20 protein-coding genes are annotated in these 26,262 nt (G+C 63.5%); 11 read left to right on the top strand and 9 right to left on the bottom strand.

Going from position 1 to position 26,262, the window contains the following annotated elements; translation table 11 throughout:
• Window positions 1-178, bottom strand: a 178-nt coding sequence (locus EOC93_RS22635; RefSeq protein ID WP_164759240.1) for a LysR family transcriptional regulator, incomplete at its 3' end; no start/stop codon positions are given.
• Window positions 179-312: 134 nt separating this feature from the next.
• Here EOC93_RS22635 and EOC93_RS22630 point away from each other — a divergent pair.
• Together EOC93_RS22630 and EOC93_RS22625 are read left to right on the top strand one after the other, a co-directional pair.
• On the top strand, window positions 313-1,494 hold the full coding sequence (locus EOC93_RS22630; RefSeq protein ID WP_127205753.1) for an MFS transporter: 1,182 nt from the start codon (window positions 313-315) through the stop codon (window positions 1,492-1,494).
• Window positions 1,495-1,553: 59 nt separating this feature from the next.
• Window positions 1,554-2,588, top strand: coding sequence for an aldo/keto reductase (locus EOC93_RS22625; RefSeq protein ID WP_127205752.1), 1,035 nt, complete (start codon window positions 1,554-1,556; stop codon window positions 2,586-2,588).
• A gap of 173 nt (window positions 2,589-2,761) precedes the next feature.
• Here the strand turns inward: EOC93_RS22625 and EOC93_RS22620 are convergent, their stop codons facing one another.
• Window positions 2,762-3,034, bottom strand: a complete 273-nt coding sequence (locus tag EOC93_RS22620; RefSeq protein ID WP_095487597.1) for an usg protein — start codon at window positions 3,032-3,034, stop codon at window positions 2,762-2,764.
• A 326-nt stretch (window positions 3,035-3,360) separates the two neighbouring features.
• Here EOC93_RS22620 and acs point away from each other — a divergent pair, with 326 nt between their 5' ends.
• Window positions 3,361-5,316: an acetate--CoA ligase gene (acs, locus tag EOC93_RS22615; RefSeq protein WP_127205751.1), complete on the top strand. Its 1,956-nt coding sequence runs from the start codon at window positions 3,361-3,363 to the stop codon at window positions 5,314-5,316.
• A 320-nt stretch (window positions 5,317-5,636) separates the two neighbouring features.
• Here the strand turns inward: acs and EOC93_RS22610 are convergent, their stop codons facing one another.
• From EOC93_RS22610 to EOC93_RS22600, 3 genes are all read right to left on the bottom strand, one after another.
• Window positions 5,637-6,905 carry a cyclopropane-fatty-acyl-phospholipid synthase family protein gene (locus EOC93_RS22610; protein ID WP_127205750.1) on the bottom strand — a complete coding sequence of 423 codons (1,269 nt, stop codon included), beginning with the start codon at window positions 6,903-6,905 and terminating at the stop codon, window positions 5,637-5,639.
• A gap of 404 nt (window positions 6,906-7,309) precedes the next feature.
• On the bottom strand, window positions 7,310-8,731 hold the full coding sequence (locus EOC93_RS22605; protein ID WP_127205749.1) for a pilus assembly protein: 1,422 nt from the start codon (window positions 8,729-8,731) through the stop codon (window positions 7,310-7,312).
• Between the two features lie 348 nt (window positions 8,732-9,079).
• Complete coding sequence (locus EOC93_RS22600; RefSeq protein ID WP_095487605.1) at window positions 9,080-9,949, bottom strand: transglutaminase family protein; 870 nt, start codon at window positions 9,947-9,949, stop codon at window positions 9,080-9,082.
• A gap of 176 nt (window positions 9,950-10,125) precedes the next feature.
• Here EOC93_RS22600 and EOC93_RS22595 point away from each other — a divergent pair, with 176 nt between their 5' ends.
• On the top strand, window positions 10,126-10,797 hold the full coding sequence (locus tag EOC93_RS22595; protein WP_095487607.1) for an HAD-IA family hydrolase: 672 nt from the start codon (window positions 10,126-10,128) through the stop codon (window positions 10,795-10,797).
• 22 nt (window positions 10,798-10,819) lie between these two features.
• Here EOC93_RS22595 and EOC93_RS22590 read toward each other — a convergent pair whose 3' ends face one another.
• Window positions 10,820-11,059, bottom strand: coding sequence for a DUF1674 domain-containing protein (locus EOC93_RS22590; RefSeq protein ID WP_164759239.1), 240 nt, complete (start codon window positions 11,057-11,059; stop codon window positions 10,820-10,822).
• A 105-nt stretch (window positions 11,060-11,164) separates the two neighbouring features.
• Here EOC93_RS22590 and htpX point away from each other — a divergent pair, with 105 nt between their 5' ends.
• The 4 genes from htpX to purH all read left to right on the top strand — a co-directional run bounded on the left by htpX (window position 11,165) and on the right by purH (window position 17,152).
• Window positions 11,165-12,196 carry a zinc metalloprotease HtpX gene (gene htpX, locus EOC93_RS22585; RefSeq protein WP_095487609.1) on the top strand — a complete coding sequence of 344 codons (1,032 nt, stop codon included), beginning with the start codon at window positions 11,165-11,167 and terminating at the stop codon, window positions 12,194-12,196.
• Entirely contained in the window at window positions 12,187-13,581 is a 1,395-nt protein-coding gene (locus EOC93_RS22580; RefSeq protein ID WP_164547084.1) for an RsmB/NOP family class I SAM-dependent RNA methyltransferase, read from the top strand. Before htpX ends, EOC93_RS22580 begins: the two co-directional genes overlap by 10 nt.
• Window positions 13,582-13,719: 138 nt before the next feature.
• Entirely contained in the window at window positions 13,720-15,444 is a 1,725-nt protein-coding gene (locus EOC93_RS22575) for a heparinase II/III family protein (protein ID WP_095487613.1), read from the top strand.
• A 91-nt stretch (window positions 15,445-15,535) separates the two neighbouring features.
• The gene (purH, locus tag EOC93_RS22570) at window positions 15,536-17,152 is read left to right on the top strand and encodes a bifunctional phosphoribosylaminoimidazolecarboxamide formyltransferase/IMP cyclohydrolase (protein WP_127205748.1); all 1,617 of its coding nucleotides are present in this window, start codon (window positions 15,536-15,538) and stop codon (window positions 17,150-17,152) included.
• 198 nt (window positions 17,153-17,350) lie between these two features.
• Here purH and EOC93_RS22565 read toward each other — a convergent pair whose 3' ends face one another.
• Window positions 17,351-18,727, bottom strand: a complete 1,377-nt coding sequence (locus EOC93_RS22565) for an MFS transporter (RefSeq protein ID WP_127205747.1) — start codon at window positions 18,725-18,727, stop codon at window positions 17,351-17,353.
• Between the two features lie 91 nt (window positions 18,728-18,818).
• Window positions 18,819-23,651: an NAD-glutamate dehydrogenase gene (locus EOC93_RS22560; protein WP_127205746.1), complete on the bottom strand. Its 4,833-nt coding sequence runs from the start codon at window positions 23,649-23,651 to the stop codon at window positions 18,819-18,821.
• A gap of 135 nt (window positions 23,652-23,786) precedes the next feature.
• On the opposite strand from EOC93_RS22560, the gene EOC93_RS22555 reads away from it, so the two are divergent.
• Together EOC93_RS22555 and EOC93_RS22550 are read left to right on the top strand one after the other, a co-directional pair.
• Entirely contained in the window at window positions 23,787-24,350 is a 564-nt protein-coding gene (locus EOC93_RS22555) for a peroxidase-related enzyme (RefSeq protein WP_095487619.1), read from the top strand.
• Between the two features lie 123 nt (window positions 24,351-24,473).
• A complete protein-coding gene (locus EOC93_RS22550) occupies window positions 24,474-24,797 on the top strand; it encodes a YciI family protein (RefSeq protein ID WP_095487621.1) in 324 nt (107 codons plus the stop codon).
• 9 nt (window positions 24,798-24,806) lie between these two features.
• Here EOC93_RS22550 and EOC93_RS22545 read toward each other — a convergent pair whose 3' ends face one another.
• A complete protein-coding gene (locus EOC93_RS22545) occupies window positions 24,807-25,421 on the bottom strand; it encodes a LysE family translocator (RefSeq protein WP_095487623.1) in 615 nt (204 codons plus the stop codon).
• Window positions 25,422-25,817: 396 nt separating this feature from the next.
• On the opposite strand from EOC93_RS22545, the gene EOC93_RS22540 reads away from it, so the two are divergent.
• Window positions 25,818-26,262, top strand: a 445-nt coding sequence (locus EOC93_RS22540) for a DUF1062 domain-containing protein (protein ID WP_127205745.1), incomplete at its 3' end; no start/stop codon positions are given.

Genomic DNA, 26,262 nt, shown 5'->3' with positions numbered 1-26,262 from the left:
TGCGTGTCGAACGGCTGATCAGCCGCGCGCCGAGCCGCGCCTCCAGCCGCGCAATCAGCTTGCTCACCGCCGATGGCGTCATCCGCAACGCCCGAGCGGCGGCCGAAAAGCTGCCCGCCTCGACGACGCGGACGAACACTTCGATCTCGCCGGAGCGGTTGATGTCGGGTCTCGCCATTCGTGAACCTATTTCACAGACAATGTGCCTGGCGCAAGGCTGGTTCACAGCACATCGCGACACGATCTTCCGGGTCGGGGCGTAGGAAGACACGGCGTCCCATCAAACGACCGCGATCGAAGTGGGAACCCGCCATGCCTCTTGCTCTTTATGCCCTCGCCGCCGGTGCCTTCGGCATCGGCGTTACCGAATTCGTCATCATGGGCCTGCTGCTCGACGTCAGCAACGATCTCGGCGTCTCGATCTCGGCCGCCGGCCAGCTGATTTCCGGCTATGCGCTGGGCGTCGTCATCGGCGCGCCGCTGCTGACCATCGCCACCGGCCGCTGGCCGCGCAAAACCGTGCTTCTGGCGCTGATGGCGATCTTCACGCTGGGCAACCTCGCCTGTGCGCTCGCCCCCGACTACTGGACACTGATGGGTGCCCGCGTGCTCACCGCCTTTGCCCACGGCACCTTCTTCGGCGTCGGCTCCGTCGTTGCGACCGGGCTGGTAGCGCCCAACAAGAAGGCCTCGGCGATCGCCCTGATGTTCACCGGCCTGACCATTGCCAACATCCTCGGCGTGCCCTTCGGCACCTGGCTCGGCCAGGCCTTCGGCTGGCGGGCGACCTTCTGGGCTGTAACCCTTGTCGGCATCGTCGCCTTCGCCATCATTCTCCTGCTGGTGCCGCGCAGCCAGACAGAGCCGGAGAAGAGCGACCTGCGCGGCGATCTCGCCGTGCTCGGCCGCGCGCCGGTTCTGCTTGGTTTCGCCACCACCGTGCTTGGCTATGCCGGCGTCTTCGCCGTCTTCACCTATATCGCCCCCTTGCTGACCGAGATCACCGGTTTTGAGGAAGCAGCCGTGTCGCCGATCCTGCTTGTCTTCGGCGGCGGCCTCATCGCCGGCAATCTCGCCGGCGGCAAATTCGCCGACCGCTGGCTGGTGCCTTCGGTTCTCGGCAGTCTCGTCGTGCTGGCGCTGGTGCTCGGCTCGATGACCTTCGCCCTGCACAGCCAGGCAATGGCCGTCATCTATGTCGGCCTGCTCGGCGCCGCCGCCTTCGCCACTGTGGCGCCGCTGCAGATGTGGGTGCTGGAGAAAGCGAAAGGTGCCGGCCAGAGCCTCGCCTCGTCCTTCAACATCGCCGCCTTCAATCTCGGCAACGCCGCCGGCGCCTGGCTCGGCGGCATGGTCATCGCCCATGGTCCCGGCCTCGGCGCCATCACCTGGGTCGCGGCCCTGCTGCCGCTCTCGGCCCTGGCCGTGGCGGCACTGGCGCTTCGCCTCGACCAAAATACCGTCCTCGCCACACCAGAAATCGTGCGGTCATAGGTCGGCAAACCTCAATCACTCTTCAAAAAACTCATCCGACATCATCAAGGAGCAAAACCATGGACTATCGACGTCTAGGCGCCTCGGGCCTGAAGGTCCCGGCACTCTCGTTCGGCGCTGGAACCTTCGGCGGCTCAGGCCCGCTGTTCGGCGCCTGGGGCAACAGCGATGCGACGGAAGCGCGGCGGCTAATCGATATCTGCCTCGAGGCCGGCGTCAACCTGTTCGATACCGCCGACGTCTATTCGAACGGCGCCTCCGAAGAAGTGCTCGGCGCGGCCATCAAGGGCCGCCGCGACGCGGTACTGATCTCGACCAAGACCTCGCTGCCGATGGGTGATGGACCCAACGATGCCGGCTCCTCCCGTTCGCGTCTCATCAAGGCCGTTGAGGACGCGCTCAGGCGTCTCGGCACTAATTACATCGACCTGCTGCAACTGCATGCTTTCGACGCCGGAACGCCGATCGAGGAGGTGCTGTCGACGCTGGACAGTCTCGTGCGCGCCGGCAAGCTGCGCTATGTCGGCGTGTCCAATTTTTCCGGCTGGCAAGTGATGAAATCACTCGGCCTGGCGGACAAGCATGGCTACCCGCGCTACGTCGCCCATCAGGTCTATTATTCGCTGGTCGGGCGCGACTATGAATGGGAGTTGATGCCGCTCGGTCTCGACCAGGGTGTCGGTGCGCTGGTGTGGAGCCCGCTCGGTTGGGGCCGCCTGACCGGCAAGATCCGCCGCGGCGAGAAGCTGCCGGAAAAAAGCCGGTTGCACGACACCGCGAGCTTCGGGCCGCCGGTCGATGACGAACATCTCTACCGGGTCGTCGATGCGCTCGACACTGTCGCCCAGGAAACCGGCAAGACCGTGCCGCAGATCGCCATCAACTGGTTGCTGCAGCGGCCGACCGTCGCCTCTGTCATTGTCGGCGCGCGCAACGAGCAGCAGCTGCGCCAGAACCTCGGCGCCGTCGGTTGGTCATTGACATCAGACCAGATGAAGAAGCTCGACGCAGCAAGCGAAGTCACCGCGCCCTATCCGTATTTTCCGTATCGTCGTCAGGAAGGCTTTGCCCGGCTCAGCCCGCCCGCGGTTTAACCCCGCTCGACACATCAAATGCCCCGGGGACAGGGCATGTTGAGATTCAGGTCAGGGCGCGCCGAGAATGGTGGCTTCCGAGAACCGGAGCGGAGCGTACTTAAAGTACGTGAGCACCGGAAGCGCAGGAAACCGCCATTCGCAGGCCGGCCTCACCTGAATATCGACATGCCCTAATGCAGCACGAACTCGCCGTCGACTTTGTGCCACTCATTCGGCGCGATCAGCTTCTGGTGCGTATAGCTCACCGAATGCAGCGGGCCATCGAGCTTAGTCTGCCAGAACTCGATGAACCGGATCAGCACCGGAAATTTCGGAGCGATGTCGTAGTCCTGCCAGATGAAGCTCTGCAGCAGATGCGGATGATCGGGAAAATGATAAAGAATCTTGGCCGTGGTCAAGCCATATCCCCTAAGCATCAGGTCCATTTCGGATTGGTCGCGCATTTCGATCCTCTGGGTTGATTCTCCTTTCCTCCCAATGCGAAATTGTGCGCGCTATTTGCTTAATCGTCTATTGATTTTTTGTGGCGTAGACCGGGTTTACTACATAAAAACATGCAGTTAGCAGCGATCCTGCCTGAGTGCTGACAGCAGTGAGACAAGCTTCTGCGGCATCCCGCCGCGCAAATCCCCAATCTTCTATCAAACCGAACGTCTAATGTTGCCGTCACCGCGGAACTGTTAATAATGCGCGCGAATTCGCGGCCGCTTCGCCGTGATGCCGACGGCGGTCAAGCCGGGCGGCCTGGTTTCGGGAGGAAAGTGAAGAAATGTCCGAGGTTCATGTCCATCGCGTCCAACCGGCGTGGAAGAAGAATGCGCTGATCGACAATGACACCTATTTGAAATGGTATGCCGACAGCGTGAAGAACCCGGACAAGTTCTGGGGCAAGCACGGCAAGCGCATCGACTGGTTCAAGCCCTACAGCAAGGTCAAGAACACCTCCTTCGACGGCAAGGTCTCGATCAAATGGTTCGAGGACGGCGAGACCAATGTCTCGTGGAATTGCATCGACCGGCATCTGAAGAAGCGCGGCGACCAGACCGCCATCATCTGGGAAGGCGACAACCCTTACGACGACAGGAAGATCACCTATAACGAGCTCTACGGCCATGTCTGCCGGCTCGCCAATGTGATGAAGAAGCACGGCGTCAAGAAGGGCGACCGCGTCACCATCTACATGCCGATGATCCCGGAAGCCGCCTATGCGATGCTCGCCTGCACGCGCATCGGCGCCATCCATTCGGTGGTCTTCGGCGGCTTCTCTCCGGACGCGCTGGCCGGCCGCATCGACGACTGCAAGTCGACCTTCGTCATCACCGCCGACGAGGGCCTGCGCGGCGGCAAGCCGATCCCGTTGAAGGATAATACCGACAAGGCGATCGAGATCGCCGCCAAGGCCGGAACGAAAGTCGAGAAGGTCGTGGTGGTGCGCCGCACCGGCGGCAAGACCGGCTGGGTGGCCGGACGCGACGTCTGGTACCACGACGAGGTCGCGACGGTTAAGGCGGAATGCAAGCCGGAGAAGATGAAGGCCGAGGACCCGCTGTTCATCCTTTACACGTCGGGTTCGACCGGCAAGCCGAAGGGCGTGCTGCACACCACGGCGGGCTATCTCGTCTATGTCTCGATGACCCACCAACATGTCTTCGACTATCATGACGGCGACATCTACTGGTGCACGGCCGATGTCGGCTGGGTCACCGGCCACAGCTATATCGTCTACGGGCCGCTCGCCAACGGCGCCACCACACTGATGTTCGAAGGCGTGCCGAACTACCCGTCGCAGTCCCGCTTCTGGGAGGTCATCGACAAACACAAGGTCAATATCTTCTACACCGCGCCGACGGCGTTGCGCGCGCTGATGGGCGCCGGCGACGCCCATGTCGCCAGGACGTCGCGAAAGTCGCTGCGTGTGCTCGGCACGGTCGGCGAGCCGATCAATCCGGAGGCCTGGGAGTGGTATTTCAACGTCGTCGGCAACGGCAAGGTGCCGATCGTCGACACATGGTGGCAGACCGAGACGGGCGGCATCCTGATCACGCCTCTGCCCGGCGCCACCCACCTTAAGGCAGGTTCCGCGACGCGGCCGTTCTTCGGCGTGAAGCCGGAACTGGTGGACGGCGACGGCAAGGTGCTGGAAGGTGTTGCCAGCGGCAACCTCTGCATCGCCGATTCATGGCCAGGCCAGATGCGCACCGTCTATGGCGACCACGAGCGTTTCGAACAGACCTATTTTTCGAGCTATAAGGGCAAATACTTTACCGGCGACGGCTGCCGCCGCGACGCCGATGGCTACTACTGGATCACCGGCCGCGTCGACGACGTCATCAATGTCTCCGGCCACCGCATGGGCACGGCCGAGGTCGAATCCGCGCTGGTTTCGCACGAGAAAGTCTCGGAAGCTGCCGTCGTCGGCTATCCGCACGACATCAAGGGCCAGGGCATCTACTGTTACGTCACGCTGATGGCAGGCGAGAAGCCGAGCGAGGAGCTGCGCAAGGAACTTGTCGCCCATGTCCGCAAAGACATCGGCGCCATCGCCACGCCCGACAAGATCCAGTTCGCTCCCGGCCTGCCGAAGACCCGTTCGGGCAAGATCATGCGGCGCATCCTGCGCAAGATCGCCGAGGACGATTTCGCCGCGCTCGGCGATACCTCGACGCTGGCCGATCCGGCGGTCGTCGACGACCTCGTCGCCAACCGGCAAAACAAAAGGGCTTGATGCAGGCAGCAACCGCCACTACGTGCGCAAATCTCGGCGTCTACTGCTTGGTCGACCGGCCGGCCCGTGTCGAGAGATGATGCGGTTCGTTTAGGCGGTGCAGAACATTTGAGATGAGGGCGGGACAGCGCCCCCCTCTGTCCTGCCGGACATCTCCCCCACTTGGGGGGAGATCGGCAGTTCGGGCGCCGCGCCCAGAATACCACGCCGGCGATTGGCGAAAGCCGTGGTGACGGCCAATCTCCCTCCTTGTGGGGGAGATGTCCGGCAGGACAGAGGGGGGCGCGAAGGATCGCGGCAGAACGCAACATGTGTGCTGATCATCGATACAAATCCGCTCGCGTCGGCGGCAGACCGCTTGGACCCCGCGCCCGCTTGGTGACGACGGTCTGGAAAATCTGCGCCGAGGCGCGTTCGAAAGTGATTGAACAGCCGGTGAGATAAAGCAGCCAGAGGCGCGCCTTGGCTTCGCCGACCTCGGCGATCGCTTCTTCGAAGCGTGCGTGCAGGCGCTCGGCCCACAGGCGGCAGGTGCGGGCGTAGTGCTCGCGCAAATTCTCGACATCGTAGACGAGGAAGCCGTGCGCTTCGAGATTGCCGAGCGTCATCCCGATCGTGTCGAGCTCGCCGCCGGGAAAGATGTATTTGATCAGCGCCTTGAATTCCGGGCCTTTGCGCAAGGTCTTCTTGATGCTGCCCTTGTCGCGCCGGGTGATGGCGTGATGCAGATAGATGCCGCCCGGCTTGAGCAGGCGATGGATGGTCGAGAAATAGGCCGCGTGGTTGGCGAGCCCCAGATGCTCGAACATGCCGATCGACGAGATCTTGTCGAAGGAGCCGGACAGCTCGGCGTAGGATTTTATCTCGATGGTGATGCGATCCTCCAGCCCCTCGGCGCGGACGCGCTCGCGGGCTAGCTGGGTCTGGGCTTCCGACAGCGAGACGCCGTGGCCGACGACACCGTAATTTTTCGCGGCATGGATGAGCATGGCTCCCCAGCCGCAGCCGATGTCGAGCAGCCTTTCGCCCGGCTTCAGCCGGAGCTTGCGGCAGATGTGGTCGAGCTTGTCTTTCTGCGCCTGGTCGATTCCGTTGGCGAAATCGGTGAAATAGCCGCAGCTATAGACCATGCGTTCATCGAGGAAGAGGCGGTAGAAGGCGTTCGAAATGTCGTAGTGGTGCTGGATCGCTTGCCTGTTCGACCCGCTGACGAAGGGGTTGCGCCCGGAAAGGTTGGTCCGCGCCGCCATCTGCTTTCTCGAAAACAGCACGGCCGGCAAGTCGCGCAAGATCGCGAGTTTCGGCAATGTCTTTAGCTTCGTCCTGAGCTTGCCTTGCGAAGGCAGGGCGTAGAAATCGAACAGCGATCCGCCTTCCACGTCGATTGTCTTGGAAATCCACATTTCGATCAGCGTCGAAAGGGACGGCCGGCGGATCACCTGCCAGACGATGTCCTGGTCATTGATGGTGAGCACAGGGCCGGTGACCGGCCCGATCCGCTCGCCGGTCCACAGCCTGACCGCGAAACCCGGCTTCAGCGTTTCGATAGCCGTTCGAACAATCCGTGCTGCCTTGTCGGCTGCCTCCATTCCCATCCTCTCATGCTCAGCACGCTGGCGGTCCGGCGCCGACTTTGCCTGTCCGATCGGATAGTCGCAAGCCGCTAGCGACAAGCTCGCACGGCATTTTCACCATGGCGCCTTGCCATTTGCGGATCGACACCCCATCATGAGGGCGTGTTCAACAAATCGAAAGGAGGTGATCCGATGTCGAGTGATTTCGTTTTCCAGAACGTGGCCTCAGCGGATTGCACTTTCGGGAAGCAGTCTTCCCGTTAAGGCGCGAGATGCGCGGCTGGCGACGTAAAACGTCGCCGCCATGGGCCGCGCCATGGACGGAAACACGGAAGGCCGCCGGCTTCGAAAGAAGCGGCGGCCTTTTCCTTGTCCGCAATTCCTTTTCTACGAACGTTCATCCGTCTGTGCGGGGCACTTCAGCGTTTGATGGTGAGTTTCTCGATGTTTCGGGTGATCTCGCTGAAGGCGTCGGTTAGCTCCGGGCCCGTGGCGGCCTCGTAATAGTGTTTCAGCGAAGACGTGTCCGCGGTAGAGCAGTTCTTGAGCACGCTCTTCGCCTGGTCCCTCTCGTTCACCGTCATGGTCGGGTCGTTCAGATCGAAGCCGATCGTGAATACCTCGATCCCATCGCGCTTCATGTTGCCGCAGATGGCTTCGGCATTGCTTCGCGAGGTCTGGCCCTGACCCTGCCAGTTGGGCGCGCCGCGCCCCTTGGCAAAAGCCGTATTGAATAGGCCGTCGGTCATCAGAATGGCGATCTTGGCCACCCTCCTTTTGTCGAAATTGGCGGGACCGGCACCCAGCCCGGCATCGGCTATCGCCGAGCGCCACGATGGCGAAAGCATGTAATAACCCCACTGCGCGGCGATGCCGCCGGCCGTCACGCCTGCAGCGGTGAAATCGTCGATGGTCTTGAGCAGCTTGTCTTCGTCGGCCGTCAGGGGGACGAGCGCGGCCAACGGGCAATTGCGCATATCGTAGTCCCGATTCACTTTGGCCAGATAGGTTTTACCGTTGTTGTCCACGCGCGGCGTGTAAGGCCCGTCAGACGAATAGTCGGCATAGCCATCCTTGTCCTTGCGCTCGGTGGCGCATTCGTCCTCGGCAGGGGTCGCGGAAGAGACCGAGACCGGCGCATCGGTGGGCGGCGGTACCTCTGGCCCATGTTCCGTCTCGACGAAAACCGTGCCGGCCAGACCGCCTGTATTGACGGCTTCGGCGTAGGGAACGATCGCGATGCGTATGCGGGGATCGTTCTCGTCACGGTTCCATTTGAGCAGATCGGTCACGGCCTTCGAAGCCGCAGTTCGCAGGTCGCCAATTTTGTCGGTGTTCTTATACCAGCTGGCCGCCATCGATCCGGTCACGTCGAGCATCATCGCCACTTCGATCTGCTTGTCCGAATAGAGCGCTGTCGTCGACGCTTCGACGCGTTTCACGTCACTCATGCCGAAAAGCGGGAAATAAAATCCGACGTCGACGTGGACGTCCGCCTGGACCGTGTTGGCGGTCCTGTCGACCGTCAGTTTGTCGAGGACGATCTGGTCGGCCTGCAGGATGCCTGCCTCGCTGTTGGCGTCAAGGAACAACTGCACCGATGCGTTGGCGTCGGCCTCCTTGATGACGCCGGTCGTCAGGTCGCGTGCCGTCGAGGTCACCGCCGCATCGACCACGCCTTGCAGGCTCGACTTGGCGTTGTAGAGCTGGGAAACGTTGACGGCAAAGCCGGCGCCCAGCGTCAGAACCGAAGCGACGATGCCGAACAGAACCGCGAAATTTCCGCTGCGATCCCTGGCGAAGCCGCCGATCGCGTCAACAAGACCCCCAAAATGCCGCATGCTTCCGCCTCCATTCGCCGCGACCTCGAAGCCGCGTGAAGGCGCATTGCAGGAATCCGGCCGGATGGCGCCGCCAAGGGACCAACAGCCAACGGCTCATTGTCAAACCGTTGTTTCTGCTTGGTTTGGGAACGCAACAGGGTGAACAACCGGTAAACGACAAGCCGCTGCGGCAGTTTCGTTTACGAAGCGTTTACCAAGATCCCGCCATCTGCCGTGGAGCACAAGAACTCGATCCCGATCCGGCACAGGCCGGCTGTGCCGAAGCGGATCAGGCGTATCAGACCCATAAGACGGCCACAGCTCAGATGACGATTAGAATGGGACGCACGCCGTTCGCCTGCGCTTCTATGCCAGCATCTGCGCGCTGACGGTCCTGTCGACGCCGCGATGGGGCGGGTTGAACAAGTTGCTTTCCTGCTCGTAGGTCCAGACCTTGAACAGCCCAAGCCGGTGCGGGCCGAAACTGTGCAGCAGCGGCACGTCTGTCGCGTCGCGGCCGCGCGCGATGACGATGCGGCCGATCCTCGGCATGTTGTGGCGGGGGTCGAACGTGTACCATTTGCCATCGAGGAACACTTCCAGCCACGCCGAAAAATCCATCGGTGCCGGGTCGAGCGGCACGCCGATGTCGCCGAGATAACCGTTCACATAGCGGGCGGGGATGTTCATGCAGCGGCAGAGCGTGATCGCCAGATGAGCGAAGTCGCGGCAGACGCCGACGCGCTCTTCATGCGCCTGCGCCGCCGTGCGTGTCGGGCGCGCATAGCCGTAGCCGAACGACAGACGGTTGTGGACATAGTCGACGATCGCCTGCACCCGCGCCCAACCGGATGGAACAGGGCCGAAAACCTGCCAGGCCAATCCGCCGAGGTGGTCGGTCTCGCAATAGCGGCTGCCGAGCAGATAGCAGAGCACGTCGTCGGGCAACTCCGCCACCGGCACTTCCCTGGCCAGTAGGTTGACCTCGTCGGCCTCGCCGCTGTCCTCGACGACGGCGTCGTAGAGAATGCGAAAGCCGCCGCCAGGCGCCGTGAAGCGACGGCAGGTGTTGCCATAAAGGTCGTGATAGAGCCTGGTTGGGACGGCCGGCGAGGTCAGCACGCGCGTCTGCCGCTTGATGTCTGCCTGCCGCTCCTTGTGGATCTCGAGCAGCGAAATCACCGGGGTGGCTTCCGCACAGTCGATGGCGATTTCGTAGCCGAGCCGAATCAGCATCGCGGTTCCACCCCTTTTTGAGCATCGCGGAAGACAGTCTGGTGAACGCGAGACGGCTCGCCGTGGTTCCCTGGCATTGTCGAAAACGCGGCCTCGCGCCTTCCCATGCAGCCGACGCGACGTTACGGTCGATCGACAGGCTTTGATCTCTCCGAAACAACCTCCCGGGATAGCAGATGTTCGCAGGCAAAAAATTCGCAGCCTTCCTGTTCGACATGGACGGCACAGTGGTCAATTCGATTGCCGCGGCAGAAAGGGTATGGGCAGATTGGGCACACCGGCAAGGTCTCGACGTTGCTGCATTCCTGCCGACGATCCACGGCGTGCGGGCGATTGAGACCATAGCTCGGCTGGCGCTTCCAGGCGTCGACCCGATGCGCGAAGCCGATGCGCTTCTGAAGGCCGAGGTGGCCGATATCGACGGCATCCTTCCGATCGCCGGCGCCGCGGCGTTTCTGGCGTCGCTGCCGCCCGAGCGCTGGGCCATCGTCACCTCTGCGCCGCGCGAGCTGGCTCTCCTGCGCATCGCGGCCGCCGGCATCCCGCTTCCCGCTGTCCTTGTCGCGGCCGAGGACGTTTCCCACGGCAAGCCGGCGCCCGATTGCTTCCGGCTGGCGGCCGAGCGGCTGGGCGTCGATGCGCGCGACTGCCTCGTTTTCGAAGATGCGCCCGCCGGAATATCGGCGGCCGAGGCGGCAGGTGCTGCGGTCATGGTGATCAGCGCCACGCACCAGCATCCGCTGCAAACGCCGCATGCCGCAATCGCCGGTTACGACGCGATCGGCATCGCTGTTGACGACCGCGGCTGGATCGCCCTCGAGCCGGAGCGCGCCGCCGAGGTCTGCTAAGCCTCAAGTATCAGGGTCGTGCCTAGAAATCGCTGGTCAGGCCCTTGACCTCCCAATCGCCATAGCGGCCGGGCTCCTTGCCGCCACGACCGCCGATCTCCCGGGGCATCGCGGCTTCCTGCTGGCGGTAGTGTTCGCGCCGTGCTTCCGCTTCCGCCAAGGCGCGGCGGGCTGCCGGCGTCAGCGTCTTTTGCAGCGCACTGTGACCGGGGCCGGCATTTGTATTACCGGTTTTGCCTGTTTTACTGGTTTCGTCGATCATGCGATATTCCCGGATTGAAACAGGGCCAAGCGTTTCCCATCATATAGCGATGAGCCGACAAGGATCGACCCCTTTTACGCAGCGCCGGCAGAAACGGAGCAGACGATGAACACACTTCGCACCGCCATGCTTTTGGCCGCGATGACCGCGCTGTTCATGGGCGTCGGCTATCTGATCGGCGGATCGGGCGGCATGGTGATCGCCTTGCTGATTGCCGCCGGCATGAACCTGTTCAGCTATTGGAACGCCGACAAGATGGTGCTGTCGATGCACCGCGCGGTCGAGGTCGACGAAAGGAATGCGCCGGAATATTACGCCATCGTGCAGAGCCTCGCCAGTCAGGCCGGCCTGCCGATGCCGAAAACCTATCTGATCGACAACCCGCAGCCCAACGCCTTCGCCACCGGCCGCAACCCGCAGAACGCCGCGGTCGCCGCCACCACCGGACTGTTGCAGCAACTGTCGCCTGAAGAAGTCGCCGCGGTGATGGCGCACGAGCTCGCCCATGTGCAGCACCGCGACACGCTGACCATGACGATCGTCGCCACGCTTGCCGGCGCGATCTCGATGCTCGGCAATTTCGCCTTCTTTTTCGGCGGCAACCGCGACAGCAACAATCCCTTCGGCTTTGTCGGCGTGCTGGTGGCGATGATCGTGGCGCCCTTCGCCGCCATGATCGTGCAGATGGCGGTCAGCCGCACCCGCGAATACGAGGCCGACCGGCGCGGCGCCGAAATAGCCGGAAACCCGCTTTGGCTTGCCTCGGCCCTTGACAAGATCGCCCGTGGCGCCGAACGCATCCGCAACCCGGATGCCGAGCGCAATCCGGCGACCGCCCACCTCTTCATCATCAATCCTCTTTCCGGCGAGCGCATGGACAGCCTGTTTTCCACCCACCCGAACACCGATAACCGCATCGCAGCCCTGCAGGCGATGGCGCGGGACATGGCGATTGGTGGCGTATCCGCCCCGTCGCGGCCGCAAGCTCCAATTCCAGAGCAGGCCGGTGAGCAGCAGCCTTCGGGCCCGTGGGAGAAGGCAGCTCAGCAGCCTGAGCAGCCGCCGGCGCAACCGGCCCGGCCGAAATCCAATCCCTGGGGCCGCAATCCGACCGGACCCAAGGGTCCGTGGTCGTGAGCGAAGCGAAACGCCGGCACCGAATTTCAGGCGATCATGAAAACAATGCGGTGAGCCCCGGCGAGCCCGTTGCCGGCCTTGCCGCGCGCAAGGCGGCCGCACGGCTGCTTGCTGCCGTCATCGACGCGAGGACGCCGCTTGACGGGCTGACAGACCATGAGAACGGCCATCCGCAATACAAGGCGCTGGATCTGCGCGACCGGGCGCTGGTGCGCGCCATACTGGTCACCGCGCTGCGCTTCCGCATGACCATATCGGGGCTGCTGGCCCGCCGCCTGGAAAAGCCGCTGCCGCCCAATGCCACCGCGCTTTCGCATATTCTGCATGTGGCGGCTGCACAGATCCTGTTCCTCGACATTCCCGACAGCGCCGCCGTCGACCTTGCCGTGACCCACGCCAAGTCCGATCCGCGCACGGTGCGCTTCTCTGGTCTCGTCAACGGCGTGCTGCGCACGCTGGCGCGGTCCAAGCAGGCCGAGCTGGCTGCAGCGCTTGCCGCCACCGATGAAGCGCCGAAATGGTTTTCCGACCGGCTGAAGGCCGCCTATGGCGTCGACAAGGCCAGGCAGATTCTCGCCGCTCATCGGCACGAGGCGCCGGTCGATTTCACCGTCAAGTCCGATCCCGCGTTGTGGGCCGAGCGGCTTGGCGGCATCGCGCTGCCGACTGGCACAGTGCGGGTGGAAAAGCTCAGCGCCTCCGTCACCGAGTTGCCAGGCTTCGAAGATGGCGCCTGGTGGGTTCAGGATGCCGCGGCAAGCCTTCCGGCCCGGCTCTTCGGCGACATAAAGGGTTTGCGCGTCGCCGATCTCTGTGCCGCCCCAGGCGGCAAGACCGCCCAGCTGATACTTGGCGGCGCCAAGGTCACCGCGATCGATTCCTCAAAAAACCGGTTGGCGCGGCTCTCGCAGAATCTCGAGCGGCTCGGCCTGTCCGCAGAGATCGTTCAGGCCGATCTGCTCAAATATGAGCCGAAGGAACTGTTCGACGCCGTCCTCCTCGACGCGCCCTGCTCTTCGACCGGCACGGTGCGGCGGCATCCCGACGTGCCTTGGACGAAGACCGCGGCCGACGTCGAAAAGCTCGCCGATCTGCAGCGAAGGCTACTCGCCCGCGCCGTCACCCTGGTCAGGCCCGGCGGGCGCATCGTCTTTTCCAACTGTTCGCTCGACCCGCTCGAAGGCGAGGCGCTTCACCGCGCGTTCCTCGCCGGGACGGCTGATATCGTCGACGATCCGCTCCGCCCGGGAGAGATCGCCGGCATCGATCCGTTCCTGACGCCGCAAGGCACGCTGCGCACCACGCCCGCCGATCTCGATCTCGGCTCACCGGAACGGTCCGGCCTAGACGGCTTCTTCGCCGCCCGGATGCGCAGAGCCGGCTAATGCTAAAAATTTGACGACTATTTTAGGGAGAATCCTGCAGAAAACAGGCTGAACTCCAAGGGTTCCATTGAATTCGCCTTCGCATAAGTTCTTGAATCATATAATCTTGTCTTCGGGTTGAGGCGATGAGGAGGGCTTTTGGCGATCGCTGCCGGCAGCACGACACGTCTATGGACGCTTGTCGCGAAGGAGTTTTGGCGCAAGACGCGCCGGCGCCTGCGCGCCGGGCCAGTCTATCGCTGGCGCTACTCCGGCCGCACGCCGGAACGCGTTTTGATCGCTCCGCCGGACCTGCGCCTGGCCGACCCCCAGATCGCGCTGGAGATCTACTATGGCCGCTATCCGCTGTCGGGACATCTGGTCGAGACTGGCGGCAAATCGCCCTTCCAGATCGCCGTGCCCAATCCCGGATGGCAAAAGGCCCTGCACGGTTTTCGCTGGCTGCGCCACATGCGTGCCGCCGGCACCGAGCTTGCCGCCGCCAACGCGCGCGCGCTGGTCTCCGACTGGATCACTATCCACGGCAGCCAAATTTCCGGTGTCGCCTGGGAGCCCGGCACGACGGCCAAGCGCGTCATCGCCTGGCTGCAGCATTCCTCGGTGGTGCTGCAGGGCGCTGAATTTCCCTTTTACCGGGCATTCCTGAAATCGCTGGCCGTGCAGATCCGCTATCTCAGGGCGATGGCACGCGAGATGCCGGACGGCAAGGACAGGCTGCGCGCCCGCATCGCGCTTGCCTTTGCCGCTTTGTCGCTACCGGCGCCGGCATCGGCTTTGCGCGGCGCGACCCGCAACCTGGCCGAAGAGCTTGACCGTCAGATTCTGCCGGATGGCGGCCATATTTCCCGCAATCCGATGACCGTGCTTGAAATCCTCGCCGACCTTCTGCCGTTGCGCCAGACTTATGCCAATCAAGCCGAGACGCCGCCGGCGGCGCTGATGGGCGCCATCGACCGTATGCTGCCAGCGCTGCGCTTCTTTCGCCACCAGGACGGCAGCCTCGCCCGCTTCAACGGCATGGGCGCGACCATCCACGACCGCATCGCCACCATTCTGCGCCACGACGACACCGCCGGCGCGCCGTTGCTGCACGCGCCACATTCGGGCTACGAACGCCTCTCCATGGGCGGCGTCACCGTGGTCGCCGATACCGGCCTGCCACCGCCCATCGACGTTTCCAACGCGGCGCACGCCGGATGCCTGGCCTTCGAGCTGTCGTCTGGCCGCCAGCATTATGTCGTCAACGCTGGCGTCGACACCTATGGCGCCGCCGAATTCAGGCCGCTTGCCCGCGCCACGGCCGCCCACTCGACCGCCACCATCAACGACACCTCGTCGGCGCGTTTCAGCCATTCGCTGCGCGTCAACGATCTCCTCGGCACGCCGTTGATCGGCGGCCCGCAGCATGTGCCTTGCAAACGCACCGACCAGCCGGGCAGCCAGGGTTTCCTGGCCCGTCACGACGGCTATGTCGCGCGCTTCGGCTTGCTGCATGAGCGCGAGCTGAAATTGTCGACGAACGGCAACGTGCTCGCCGGCAGGGACCGTTTTCAGCGGCCCGGCAATGCCGCGATCCGCAACAATGGCCGCGATTTCGTCACGGTGCGCTTCCACATCCATCCCGACATAGGCATGCTTCAGGACGAGCACGACCGCCTGGTGCTGGCCGCTGACCAGGCCGACACCTGGGTGTTCACCTGTACCGAGGTGGCGCCCGAGGTCGAGGAATCCATCTATTTCGCCGGCCTTGGCGGCCCGCGCCGCAGCCGGCAGATCGTGCTGGCCTTTAGGGCGTCGGAGGTTTCCGAAGTCCATTGGCAACTGACGCGAACGGTCATCGCCGGTCATCCGGAAAAAAGCTGAGACTGCGGCTAGCCTCGCAGTTTGATTTCCAGGTCTCATGTGCTACGGCGCGCAGACACTTTCCCAACCAGCCGTGAAAGGCCGCCAGCCCATGGCCGTCGCCGCCAAGAACATTCCCGCGCCCGATCTCGTTCCCGTGCGTCGCGCGCTGCTCTCCGTTTTCGACAAGACCGGGCTCCTCGATCTCGCGCGGGCGCTGGCCGCGGCCGGTGTCGAGCTGGTCTCCACCGGCGGCACGGCGAAGGCGATCGCTGAGGCAGGCATGGCCGTCCGCGACGTCTCTGAGCTTACCGGCTTTCCAGAGATCATGGACGGCCGCGTCAAGACGCTGCATCCGTCGGTGCATGGCGCGCTGCTTGGCGTGCGCGACGATCCCGAACACGCGGCGGCGATGCGCGATCATGGCATCGAGCCTATCGATCTCGTCGTCTCCAATCTCTACCCTTTCGAGGATGTCCGCCGCTCCGGCGCCGCTTACGCCTCGATTGTCGAGAACATCGACATAGGCGGCCCGGCGATGATCCGCGCTTCGGCCAAGAACCACGCTTATGTCGCCATCGTCACCGATCCCGAGGACTATGCCTCGGTGCTCAACGCTCTGGAGATGAATTTCGGCTCGCTCTCGCTGGATTTCCGCAAGAAGCTGGCGGCCAAGGCCTTTGCCCGCACTGCCAGCTATGATGCGGCGATCTCCGGCTGGTTCGCCGAGGCGCTGGAGATCGAGCATCCCACCTGGCGTGCCTTCGGCGGCAGGCTGGACCAGGTGATGCGCTACGGCGAGAACCCGCATCAGGGCGCCGGCTTCTACATCGATGGCGACAAGCGGCCGGGCGTCGCGACGGCGCGCCAGCTTCAGGGCAAGCAGCTTTCCTACAACAACATCAACGACACCGACGCCGCCTTCGAGCTGGTCGGCGAGTTCGATCCGGCCCGCTCCGCCACCGTCGCCATCATCAAGCATGCCAACCCGTGCGGCGTCGCCGAGGGCACTTCGCTGAAGGCGGCCTACGCCAAGGCGCTTGCCTGCGATCCGGTCTCGGCCTTTGGCGGCATTGTCGCGATGAACCGTATTCTCGATGCCGAGGCCGCCGAGGAGATCGTGAAAACCTTCACCGAGGTCATCATCGCGCCGGGCGCCTCGGAAGAAGCTATCCGCATCGTCGCCGCCAAGAAGAATCTACGCTTGCTTGTCACCGGCGGCCTGCCCGATCCGCGCTCGGCCGGCACCACCGTGAAATCCGTTTCCGGCGGATTGCTCGTCCAGGGCCGCGACAATGCGGTGGTCGATGATCTGGACCTGAAAGTGGTGACCAGGCGCGCGCCGACGCCGGCCGAAATGGCCGATCTCAAATTCGCCTTCCGCGTCGCAAAGCACGTCAAGTCGAACGCCATCGTCTATGTCAGAGAGGGCGCCACCGTCGGCATCGGCGCCGGCCAGATGAGCCGGGTCGATTCCTCGCGCATCGCGGCGCGCAAAGCGCTCGACGCAGCCGAGGCTGCCGGCATGGCCGAGCCGCTGACCAAAGGGTCTGTCGTCGCCTCCGATGCCTTCTTCCCCTTCGCCGACGGGCTCCTGTCAGCGATCGAAGCCGGCGCCACCGCCGTCATCCAGCCGGGCGGCTCAATGCGCGACGACGATGTCATCGCCGCCGCCGACGCGCACGGCATCGCCATGGTGTTTACGGGCGTCAGGCATTTCCGGCATTGAGCCCTTCTTCCCTTCTGGGAGAAGGTGGCCGAGCGAAGCTCGGTCGGATGAGGGGTGCTGGCAGGATCGCTGCGACGAAGACGTAAGCGATTCAAATCCCTTGATGTTTCACGTTGAGTTTCTTCCAACACCCCTCATCCGTCTCGGCGCTACGCGCCGATCCACCTTCTCCCACAAGGGGAGAAGGGAAAGGCGCCCCTACTCCGCCGGCTGGTCTGCCGGATACGGCGTGCGGATCAGGATCGCCAGGCCGACGCCGAGGAACAGGATGATAGCCGCCATGCCGAGCCGATCCGAGCCGCTGACCAAACCGATCGTTGCCACCATGAACGGCGCCAAAAAACTGGTCGCCCGCCCGGCCAGCGCGTAGATGCCGAAATAGCGGCCCGACTCTGCCGCGGTAACGCTACGCGCCATGTAGGACCGCGACGACGCCTGCACCGGCCCGAAGGCCAGCCCGATCAAGAGCCCGTAAAGGATGTAGGCTTTCTCCGCTGCCGTGCCGAACAGGCCGCCCGAATCGGCAGTAGAGAGCTGTATGAGGCCGAGCAGCGTGAAGCCCGGCCCAGTCGACACAATGCCAATCGTGGCGACGCTGAGCAATACAAGTGAAATCATCACAATGGCTTTGGAGCCGATCGCCACGTCGAGGCGTGCGGCAACCAGGCAGCCGACGATGGCGACGACGTTGAGGATGATGCCGAACAGGCCGACCTCAGTGATCGACCAGTGGAACATCTTCGCGGCAAAGGGTGCGCCCAGCGCGAGTAGCGCGTTGACGCCGTCCTGATAGATCATGCGCGCGACGAGGAAGCGGAAGATACCGCTGCGCTGACGTACCTCGGCCAGCGTCGATTTCAATTCCGACAGGCCTTCGCGCACAGCAGGCCTGATTGGAAGGCCTTTGACGGCGTCGGGTGTGAAGAAGAACATCGGCAGGATGAATAGAAAATACCAAGCCGCCGACAGTGGCCCGGTGGCGCGCGCGTCCTCGCCGAGCTTCGGATCGAGGCCGAAGAGCGGGTCGAGGCCGATGATCGTCTTGCCGGTCTCCGGCGAACCCGCCATGAAGGCGACGACGAAGATCAGCGCGATCATGCCGCCGAGATAACCAAGACCCCAGGCCATGTTTGAGATTCGGCCGATTTCGCTCTTGGGCACCAGGCGCGGCATCATCGAATCGTTGAAAACGGTCGAGAATTCCGCCGCGACCGAAGCCAGCGAAAACAAAGCCGCGATTAGGAACAGATTTGAGCCCGGCGCGGCGAACCATAGCAGGCAAAGACTGGTGATCTTGACCGCCGCGAAGAACGCGATCCACGGCTTTCGCGGGCCGGTCTGGTCGGCGATCGATCCGAGGATCGGCGACAGCACGGCGATGGCCAGACCCGCCGCGGCGATACCGTAACCCCACACCGCCAGGCCCGTGGCCGGATCGCTCGCCATGCGCGAAACGAAATAGGGTCCGAAGATGAAGGTGGTGATGACCGTGAAGAACGGCTGCGCCGCCCAGTCGAACAGCATCCACCCCCAGATGCCGCGTCCCGATGCCCGCTGCACTGCTATTTCGGCCATATCCCCTCCCGCAAACGGCGCCCCGGAGCGGTCGCCGCTTCGCTCTATAGCGCAGTTTTTGCCGGCAATCCCGCGCGATGTGGAAGACTTCTCACATCCCCGTCAGATCGCTGATCAGGCCCGATGCCACCGACAACCGCGACACGGTGATGTCGCCGCCCTCGGTCAGCGCCTGCAGCCGCTCGCGGATACGCGCGACCCGTTCCCCGCCCACCTCCAGCCATGCCGCCACCGGGTCCGCCGCCTCGGCATGACCGGTCAGCGCCGCCACCGCGATGCCGCGCCTGGCCGCGCCGATCGTGTCGGTGGCGCGGGAGAGAGCCAATTGATCGTAGTAGTCGGATGGCGCGATCGAGCGCGCTGCGTCCTCGACACGCGGAATGCGGAACGCATCGCTGACAGCGAAAAACGCCTTCGCGGCGACGACGATGTCGGCATTCGCCGTTCGGGCCGTCAGCGCGATGTCAGGGACGACGCCTGCCACATCGGTCAGCGCCAGTTGTTCGGCAAGCCTTTCGGGCGCGCCGCCCTTGGCTAGACCATGCCGCCGCTCCTCGATCCACTCGCGCGAGAAGGCCGGCAGCAGCGAAACGAGCTTCGGCTCCAGTGCCTTGCGCGCGTCCTGCAATTCGGCGATCCTTTGGCCGAGCGGTGCGGTGCCGGTATCGTTCTTGAGATACCAGCCGCTGGCCACATAGATAAGCCGGCTAACGGTCTGATAGAGGTCGAGCTGCACCTGTCCGTCGATCTGATTGTCGAGCGCGTCGATCTGGCGATAGAGCGCCGGCAATCCGAAGCCGTCGCGCACCAAGGCGAAGGTCCGGACCACGTCGGCCGCGCTGCGGCCGGTCGCTTCCTGCAGCCTGTTGACGAAGGATGGGCCGCCACGATTGACCAGGTCGTTGGCGACGACACGGGCGATGATTTCGCGACGCAGGCGATGGCCGTGGATCTCGGCCGCGTATTTCTTCGCCATACGGTCCGGAAAATAACCCATCAGGTCACGGTCGAAATGCAGATCGTCCGGCACGTCGCTGGCGACGATGTCGGAAAACAGCACGATCTTGGCATAGGCCAACAGCACGCCGAGCTCGGCCCTGGTCAACGGCTCACCGCGCGCCTCACGCTCGGCAAGAGCTGCCGGCGACGGCAGCGTCTCCACCGCGCGGTCGAGCAGGCCGCGCGCCTCGAGCGCTGCCATGAAGCGGCTCTGATGGGCCATGTCGGCGAGGCCGCGCTTGCGGGCAAGGGACAGCGCCAGCGTCTGCTCGTAATTGTTGGACAGCACCAGCGCGCTTACCTCGTCGGTCATCTCGGCAAGCAGCTTGTTGCGCACCGGGCGGGTAAGCGCCCCCTTGCGCATGGCGGAAGCCAGCGCGATCTTGATGTTGACCTCGACATCGGAGCAGTTGACGCCGCCCGAATTGTCGATGGCGTCGGAATTGCAGCGCCCGCCATTCAGCCCGAACTCGATGCGGGCCCGCTGCGTCACGCCGAGATTGGCGCCCTCGCCGATGACCTTGGCGCACACGTCGAGCGCGGTCACCCGAATAGCATCGTTGGCGCGATCGCCGACATCCTGGTTGGTTTCCGTCGATGCCCTCAGATACGTGCCGATGCCGCCGAACCATAAAAGGTCGACCGGCGCCTTGAGGATGGCGTTCATGATCTCGACCGGCGAGGCGGTCGTCTTGCCGAGACCGATCGCCGCGGCTGCGGCCGGCGGCAGCGTGATCGACTTCTGGCTGCGCGAGACGATGACGCCGCCTTCGGACAGTTTTGTCTTGTCGTAGTCCTGCCAGCTCGAACGAGCGAGCGCGAACATGCGCCGGCGCTCGGCCATCGAAGCCGCCATGTCGGGATCGGGATCAATGAAGATGTCGCGATGGTCGAAGGCGGCGATCAGCCGGGTCTTCTCGGACAGGAGCATGCCGTTGCCGAACACGTCGCCCGACATGTCGCCGACGCCGACAACGGTGAAGGGTGTGGTCTGGATATCGCGGTTCATCTCGCGGAAATGCCGCTTGACCGCTTCCCAGGCGCCCTTGGCGGTGATGCCCATCTTTTTATGGTCGTAGCCGGCCGAGCCGCCGCTGGCGAAGGCGTCGTCGAGCCAGAAGCCATGCTTCTCGCTGATGGCATTGGCGGTGTCGGAGAAGGTCGCCGTGCCCTTGTCGGCGGCGACGACGAAATAGGGATCGTCCTCGTCGCGCCTGATCACACCGGCAGGCGGGATAACCTCGTCGATGCCGATATTGTCGGTGATCGACAACAGGCTGGAGACGTAATTCTTGTAGGCGGACGCGCCGGCTTCGAAGATGGCGTCGCGGCCGGCGCCCATCGGCAACTTCTTCGGATAGAAGCCGCCCTTGGCGCCAACCGGCACGATTACCGCATTCTTGACCTGCTGCGCCTTGACCAAGCCGAGCACCTCGGTGCGATAGTCCTGGGCGCGGTCCGACCAACGCAGACCGCCGCGGGCGACCGGGCCGAAGCGCAGGTGCACGCCCTCGACCTCGGAACCGTAGACGAAGATCTCCCGCCACGGCCGCGGCGCCGGCAGGCCGTCGACCGCCTGCGAATCGAGCTTGATCGCCAGCGACTGGCCCTTCTCTTTCATATCGGGGACGAAATGATTGGTGCGTAGCGAGGCTTCGATCAGGTTGAGGTAGCGACGGATGATGGTGTCGTCATCGATGTTGGGAACCTCCTCCAACGCATCCCTGATCTTGGCCTTGAGGTGCTTGGCCGCGACCAACCCTTCCGTCTCGGCGGTCGGTCCGAGGCGGGTAACGAACAGCTCGTGCAGGCCACGCGCGATTTCCGGATAGCGGTTGAGCGCGGCGGCAATGAAATCCTGGCTCTGCGGGATCCCGGCCTGCTGCAGATAGCGGCCATAGGCACGCAGGATGGTGACCTCGCCCGACCACAGGCCGGCGGTCTGGGCAAGGCCGTTATAGCCGTCATTGTCGATGTCGCCGCGCCAGACGGAAAGGAACGCGTCCTCGAACAGCGCGCCGCGGTCGCCAAGGTCGATCGGCTTGCCGTAGCTGTTTTCGAGTTCCATGTCGTGGATGAAGACCATGCCCGGCTGATCACTATTGATCATGCCCGGCTGATCACTATTGATCATGCCGGAAGCATCGTCGCCGACCTCGAAGGTGCGCTCGCTGATAACGCGGAAACCGATGTTCTCCAGCACCGGCACCCGTCGCGACAGCGCCACCGGGCTGCCATGGTGATAGATCTTCAGCGCCGCCTGATGCGGTTCCTGAGCGGCATGACGGTAGTAGTCGATGGCGATCGGATTGGCCGCGCTGATCCTGGCGATGCGTCCGGCATCGGCCAACGCCTCAGCCGGCGAGAAGCTGTCGCGATAGCTTCCCGAGAAGCGCGCGGCGATCGCCGTGAGCGTCGCATCGGCGCCGGTCTCGGCCGCGGTCTCGCGCAGAATGTCGTCCCAGGTCCGCACGATGGCGCGGATCGCTGCCTCGATCGTCGCCTGGTCGACCTTCGGCGTTCTGCCGCCGGAACGGCCGATGATGAAATGGACGCGCGCCAGTCCGCCTTCCGGAAAGGCGGGATAGTAGGCCGACAGCCGGCCTTCGAACACCGTCTTCAGATAGGTGCCGATCTTCTCGCGCACGATGCTGTCGTAGCGGTCGCGCGGCACGAAGACGAGGATCGAGACGAAGCGGTCGAACTGATCGACGCGCACCAGCGCTCTGACGCGCGGCCGCTCGATCAGCCCCAGAAGCGCTTCGGCGTGCTTGCGCAGGACCGGCACCGGAACCTGGAACAGCTCGTCGCGCGGATAGCTCTCCAGCACGTTGATCAGTGCCTTGCCGGAGTGATCTTCAGGGTTGAAACCGGATTTGGCGATGATGGTTTCGGCTTTCGACCTGAGATAGGGGATTTTCATCACCGAGCGCGTATAGGCCGTCGAGGTGAACAGGCCGACGATGCGCAGCTCGCCCGAGAGCACGCCCTTGGCGGTGTAGGTCTTGACGCCGATGTAATCGAGATAGATGCGGCGGTGCACCGATGATTTGGCGTTGGCCTTGGTGACGATCAGCGGTTCCGGCCCATGCAGGAAGGCGCGGATTTCCGGCGTCGTCGTCACCGCTTCGGTGCCGCGCCGCAGCACCAGCACGTCGGGATCGGAGAGGATGCCGAGGCCAGGCTTTTCGGTGCGCTCCAGCGTGCCGCTCTTCTCGCCGCCGGTGTATTTGAACTCGCGCATGCCGAGAAAGGTGAAGTTGTCGTCGCGCAACCATTCGAGGAGGGCGATCGCTTCGGTGACGTGGGCCTTGTCGAGCGGCACCGGAGCGTAGCGGAACTCCGAGATTGCCTGGTCGAGGCGGGCCAGCATCGGCTTCCAGTCGGTGACAGCGGCGCGCACCTGGTCCAATATTTTCTTCAGCCGTCCGGCCAATGCCTCGGCCTGCTCGGCCGAAAGACGGCCGATATGGACGTGGATGACGCTCAAGCGTTCATGGCTGTGATCGCCCTTGGCAAAGCCACCATCGCCGAGGATTTCGTCGACGCCGCTCTTGCCGTGCCTGACGACGATGACCGGATGGGTAACCAGCAGCGGCTCGCCAGCGCTCTCGGAGATCTCGCCGAGGATGGAATCGAACAGGAACGGCATGTTGTCGTTGACGACGGTGATCACGGTCATCGGCCTGCCCTGGCGGACGACACCGGAATCGACCTCTATGGCGACGACGCAATCGCCCTTTTTGTGCCTGGCGACGGCGCGGCCGGCGAGATCGGCGGCGCGCTCGAGGTCGGCGACATCATAGGCGGCGACATCTTCGGCCGGCGCGCGGGCCAGCAGGTAATCGGCAAGCCTGCCGGGCTTTTCGCTGCCCTTGGCCGTGCTCAACTTTTTCAACTGGCTTGCGGATTTCAGGCCGGCCATGTCGCTAATCCCTCCCGTCATATGTTTTGCAACTATGGTAGCAGATGACCGGTACTTGGCGACAAAGGTTTGACGGCTTGCGACGAAATGTCGGAATTCGCCGGTGGGTCACCGAAAATAAGGAGAAAATCCGCCATGACTGACAAAATCACTGCACTCGATCTCGCACCCGCGGAGCGGAGCGAAGCGACAAAAGCCTATTTCGCCAAATGCGAGGAGAAGCTCGGCCTCGTTCCCAATGTGCTTTTGGCCTACGCCTTCGACGAGACGAAGCTGCGTGCCTTCACCGACATGTACAACGAGTTGATGCTGGGCCAATCCGGCCTGTCGAAGCTGGAGCGCGAGATGATCGCTGTGGCCGTCTCCTCCATCAACCACTGCTATTATTGCCTCGCCGCCCATGGCGCGGCGGTGCGCCAGCTTTCAGGGGACCCGGCCTTCGGCGAGATGATGGTGATGAATTTCCGCGCCGCCGATCTTTCCGCGAGACAGAAGGCGATGCTCGAATTCGCGGTGAAGCTGACCGAGCAGCCGGCGAAGATCGTCGAAGCCGACCGGGCAGCGCTGCGTGAAGCTGGCTTTTCCGACCGCGACATCTGGGACATCGCCTCGACCGCCGCCTTCTTCAACATGTCGAACCGGGTGGCAGCGGCAGTCGACATGCGGCCGAACGATGAATACCACGCGATGGCGCGGTGATGTGCGAGTCATCTGTATATTAGCTATCGCGCATTCTCGTTGCGTCTTTGCCGGTTTGGTCCGATGATCGCTCCTGCGGCGTGACCGCATGCCGGTTCGATGCCGCGATCAAGGGAGGAGACCATGGCGAAGTTTCTCTACGTCTATCACGGCTCGGGCAAGATGCCGACCGACGAGGCCGAGCGGAAAGCAGCGATGGATGCCTGGAACGGCTGGTACGGCAAGCTTGGCTCGGCCGTTGTCGACGGCGGCAATCCGGTCGGCATGTCGAAGACCGTGCTGCCCGGCGGCAAGGTCGAGAACAATGGCGGCAGCAATCCGACCGCCGGCTATACAATCATCGAAGCGAAAGACATCGACGATGCCGTCGCCAAAGCCAAGGATTGTCCTATCCTGACGGACCCGGGTTTCAGCGTCGAGATCGCGCCGATCATCGAAATGAGTTGACGCGCCGGCTCAGGACCGCGCCGCGATCGCCGCCGCAGCGCCGGCCATGGTGCCAGCGCTGACGCGGTTGGCGATCTTCATCGCCCGCTTGCTCTTCAACAGCTTTCGCGCCTGCGCCGCCGCGAGCACCCAGGCGAGATCGATGGCGACCAGAACCACGGCCATGGTCAGCGTCAGCTCGACCCAGCCGACGACCGTCACCGAGGCGAGATCGATGATGGTCGGCAGCAGCGCCAGATAGAACATCATGATCTTGGGATTGCCGAGTGTCACCGCCATCCCGGCAAAGAACAGTTTGATGGCCGACTCCTCGCGCGGCATCTCGCCCTCACGCGCCTCGACCGGGGCAGTCCACATCTTCCAGGCGAGGTAGGCGAGATAGGCGACGCCGACCCATTTCAGCACGACGAAGGCAAGATGGAAGGTCTGCGCCACCACCGCCAGTCCGAACACCGCCAGCGACAGCCAGATGCCCTCACCGATCCACATGGCGAGCAGGAACGGGAACACGTCGCGAAAGCCCTTTGCGATGACCCGCGCCACCAGAGCGGCAATCGACGGGCCGGGCGAGCCAGCGGCGACGAAAAGGGCGGCGGCGAAGATCAGAAGCGAGGTGAAGTGCATGACCGGGATCTTTGCTTGGGACGTTGATTGCTCGATATTAGCGCAAGTGCCCCCGCGGCGGTAGCATCGATAATAGAAGGGGCTTGTCGACCCGACGCGTCGCAGCTAGAAGTTTCGTCCCGACACATTTTTGAGCTTCACTTTGCCTACGTAACCGCCGGTCTCGTCAACTCCCCCGACACAATGCATGGCGCCGCTTTTCGCGGCGTCTGTTTCATATCATGTGTTCCTCAGGGTGGCGGTTCGAGACCGGTTTGGCACTGCTGAACCGCTGTCGCGCACAATCACCCGCGACACCTGATTTCCGACCACCGCAGCCTCTCGCCACGCCGTGCCCGCATGGGCATCTCGACATCGCCGATCTGACGAACTTCCCGACGGGAAGGGCTTTTCGGCATGTTCTCGATACTGCGTATCCGCTGGGCGATCGCACCCAAAACCGCGCCTCGACCTCACATCAACTGCAATCGCTGCAGTGGCCTGAAGGCGTACCACAGCAGCGGGAAATTCCGCGTCAACGCCAATGGCAAACGCATCGATGCGTGGTTGATCTACCGCTGCGTCGATTGCGACAATTCCTGGAATTTCGGCATTCTGGAGCGATGCTATCGCCGCAACATTGAGCCTGCGCTGCTGCAGGCGCTCGAAAGCAACGACCCGGCCCTGGCGCGTCGCCATGCCTTCGATATTGTCGCACTGCGAAGCAGGATCGGGCGCGTCGAGGAATTTCCCGAAGCCGCCGTTCATAAGGAGGTGCTTGGGGACAGACCGGAAAACACCACCGCTCTCGAACTCCAGCTCGGGCTGGAGATGCCGACAGCGCTGCGGCTCGACCGGTTGC

It is taken from the genome of Mesorhizobium sp. M6A.T.Ce.TU.002.03.1.1, assembly GCF_003997275.1.
GTDB classification, from domain to species: domain Bacteria; phylum Pseudomonadota; class Alphaproteobacteria; order Rhizobiales; family Rhizobiaceae; genus Mesorhizobium; species Mesorhizobium mediterraneum.
This window is presented reverse-complemented; position numbering and strand designations above follow the sequence as displayed.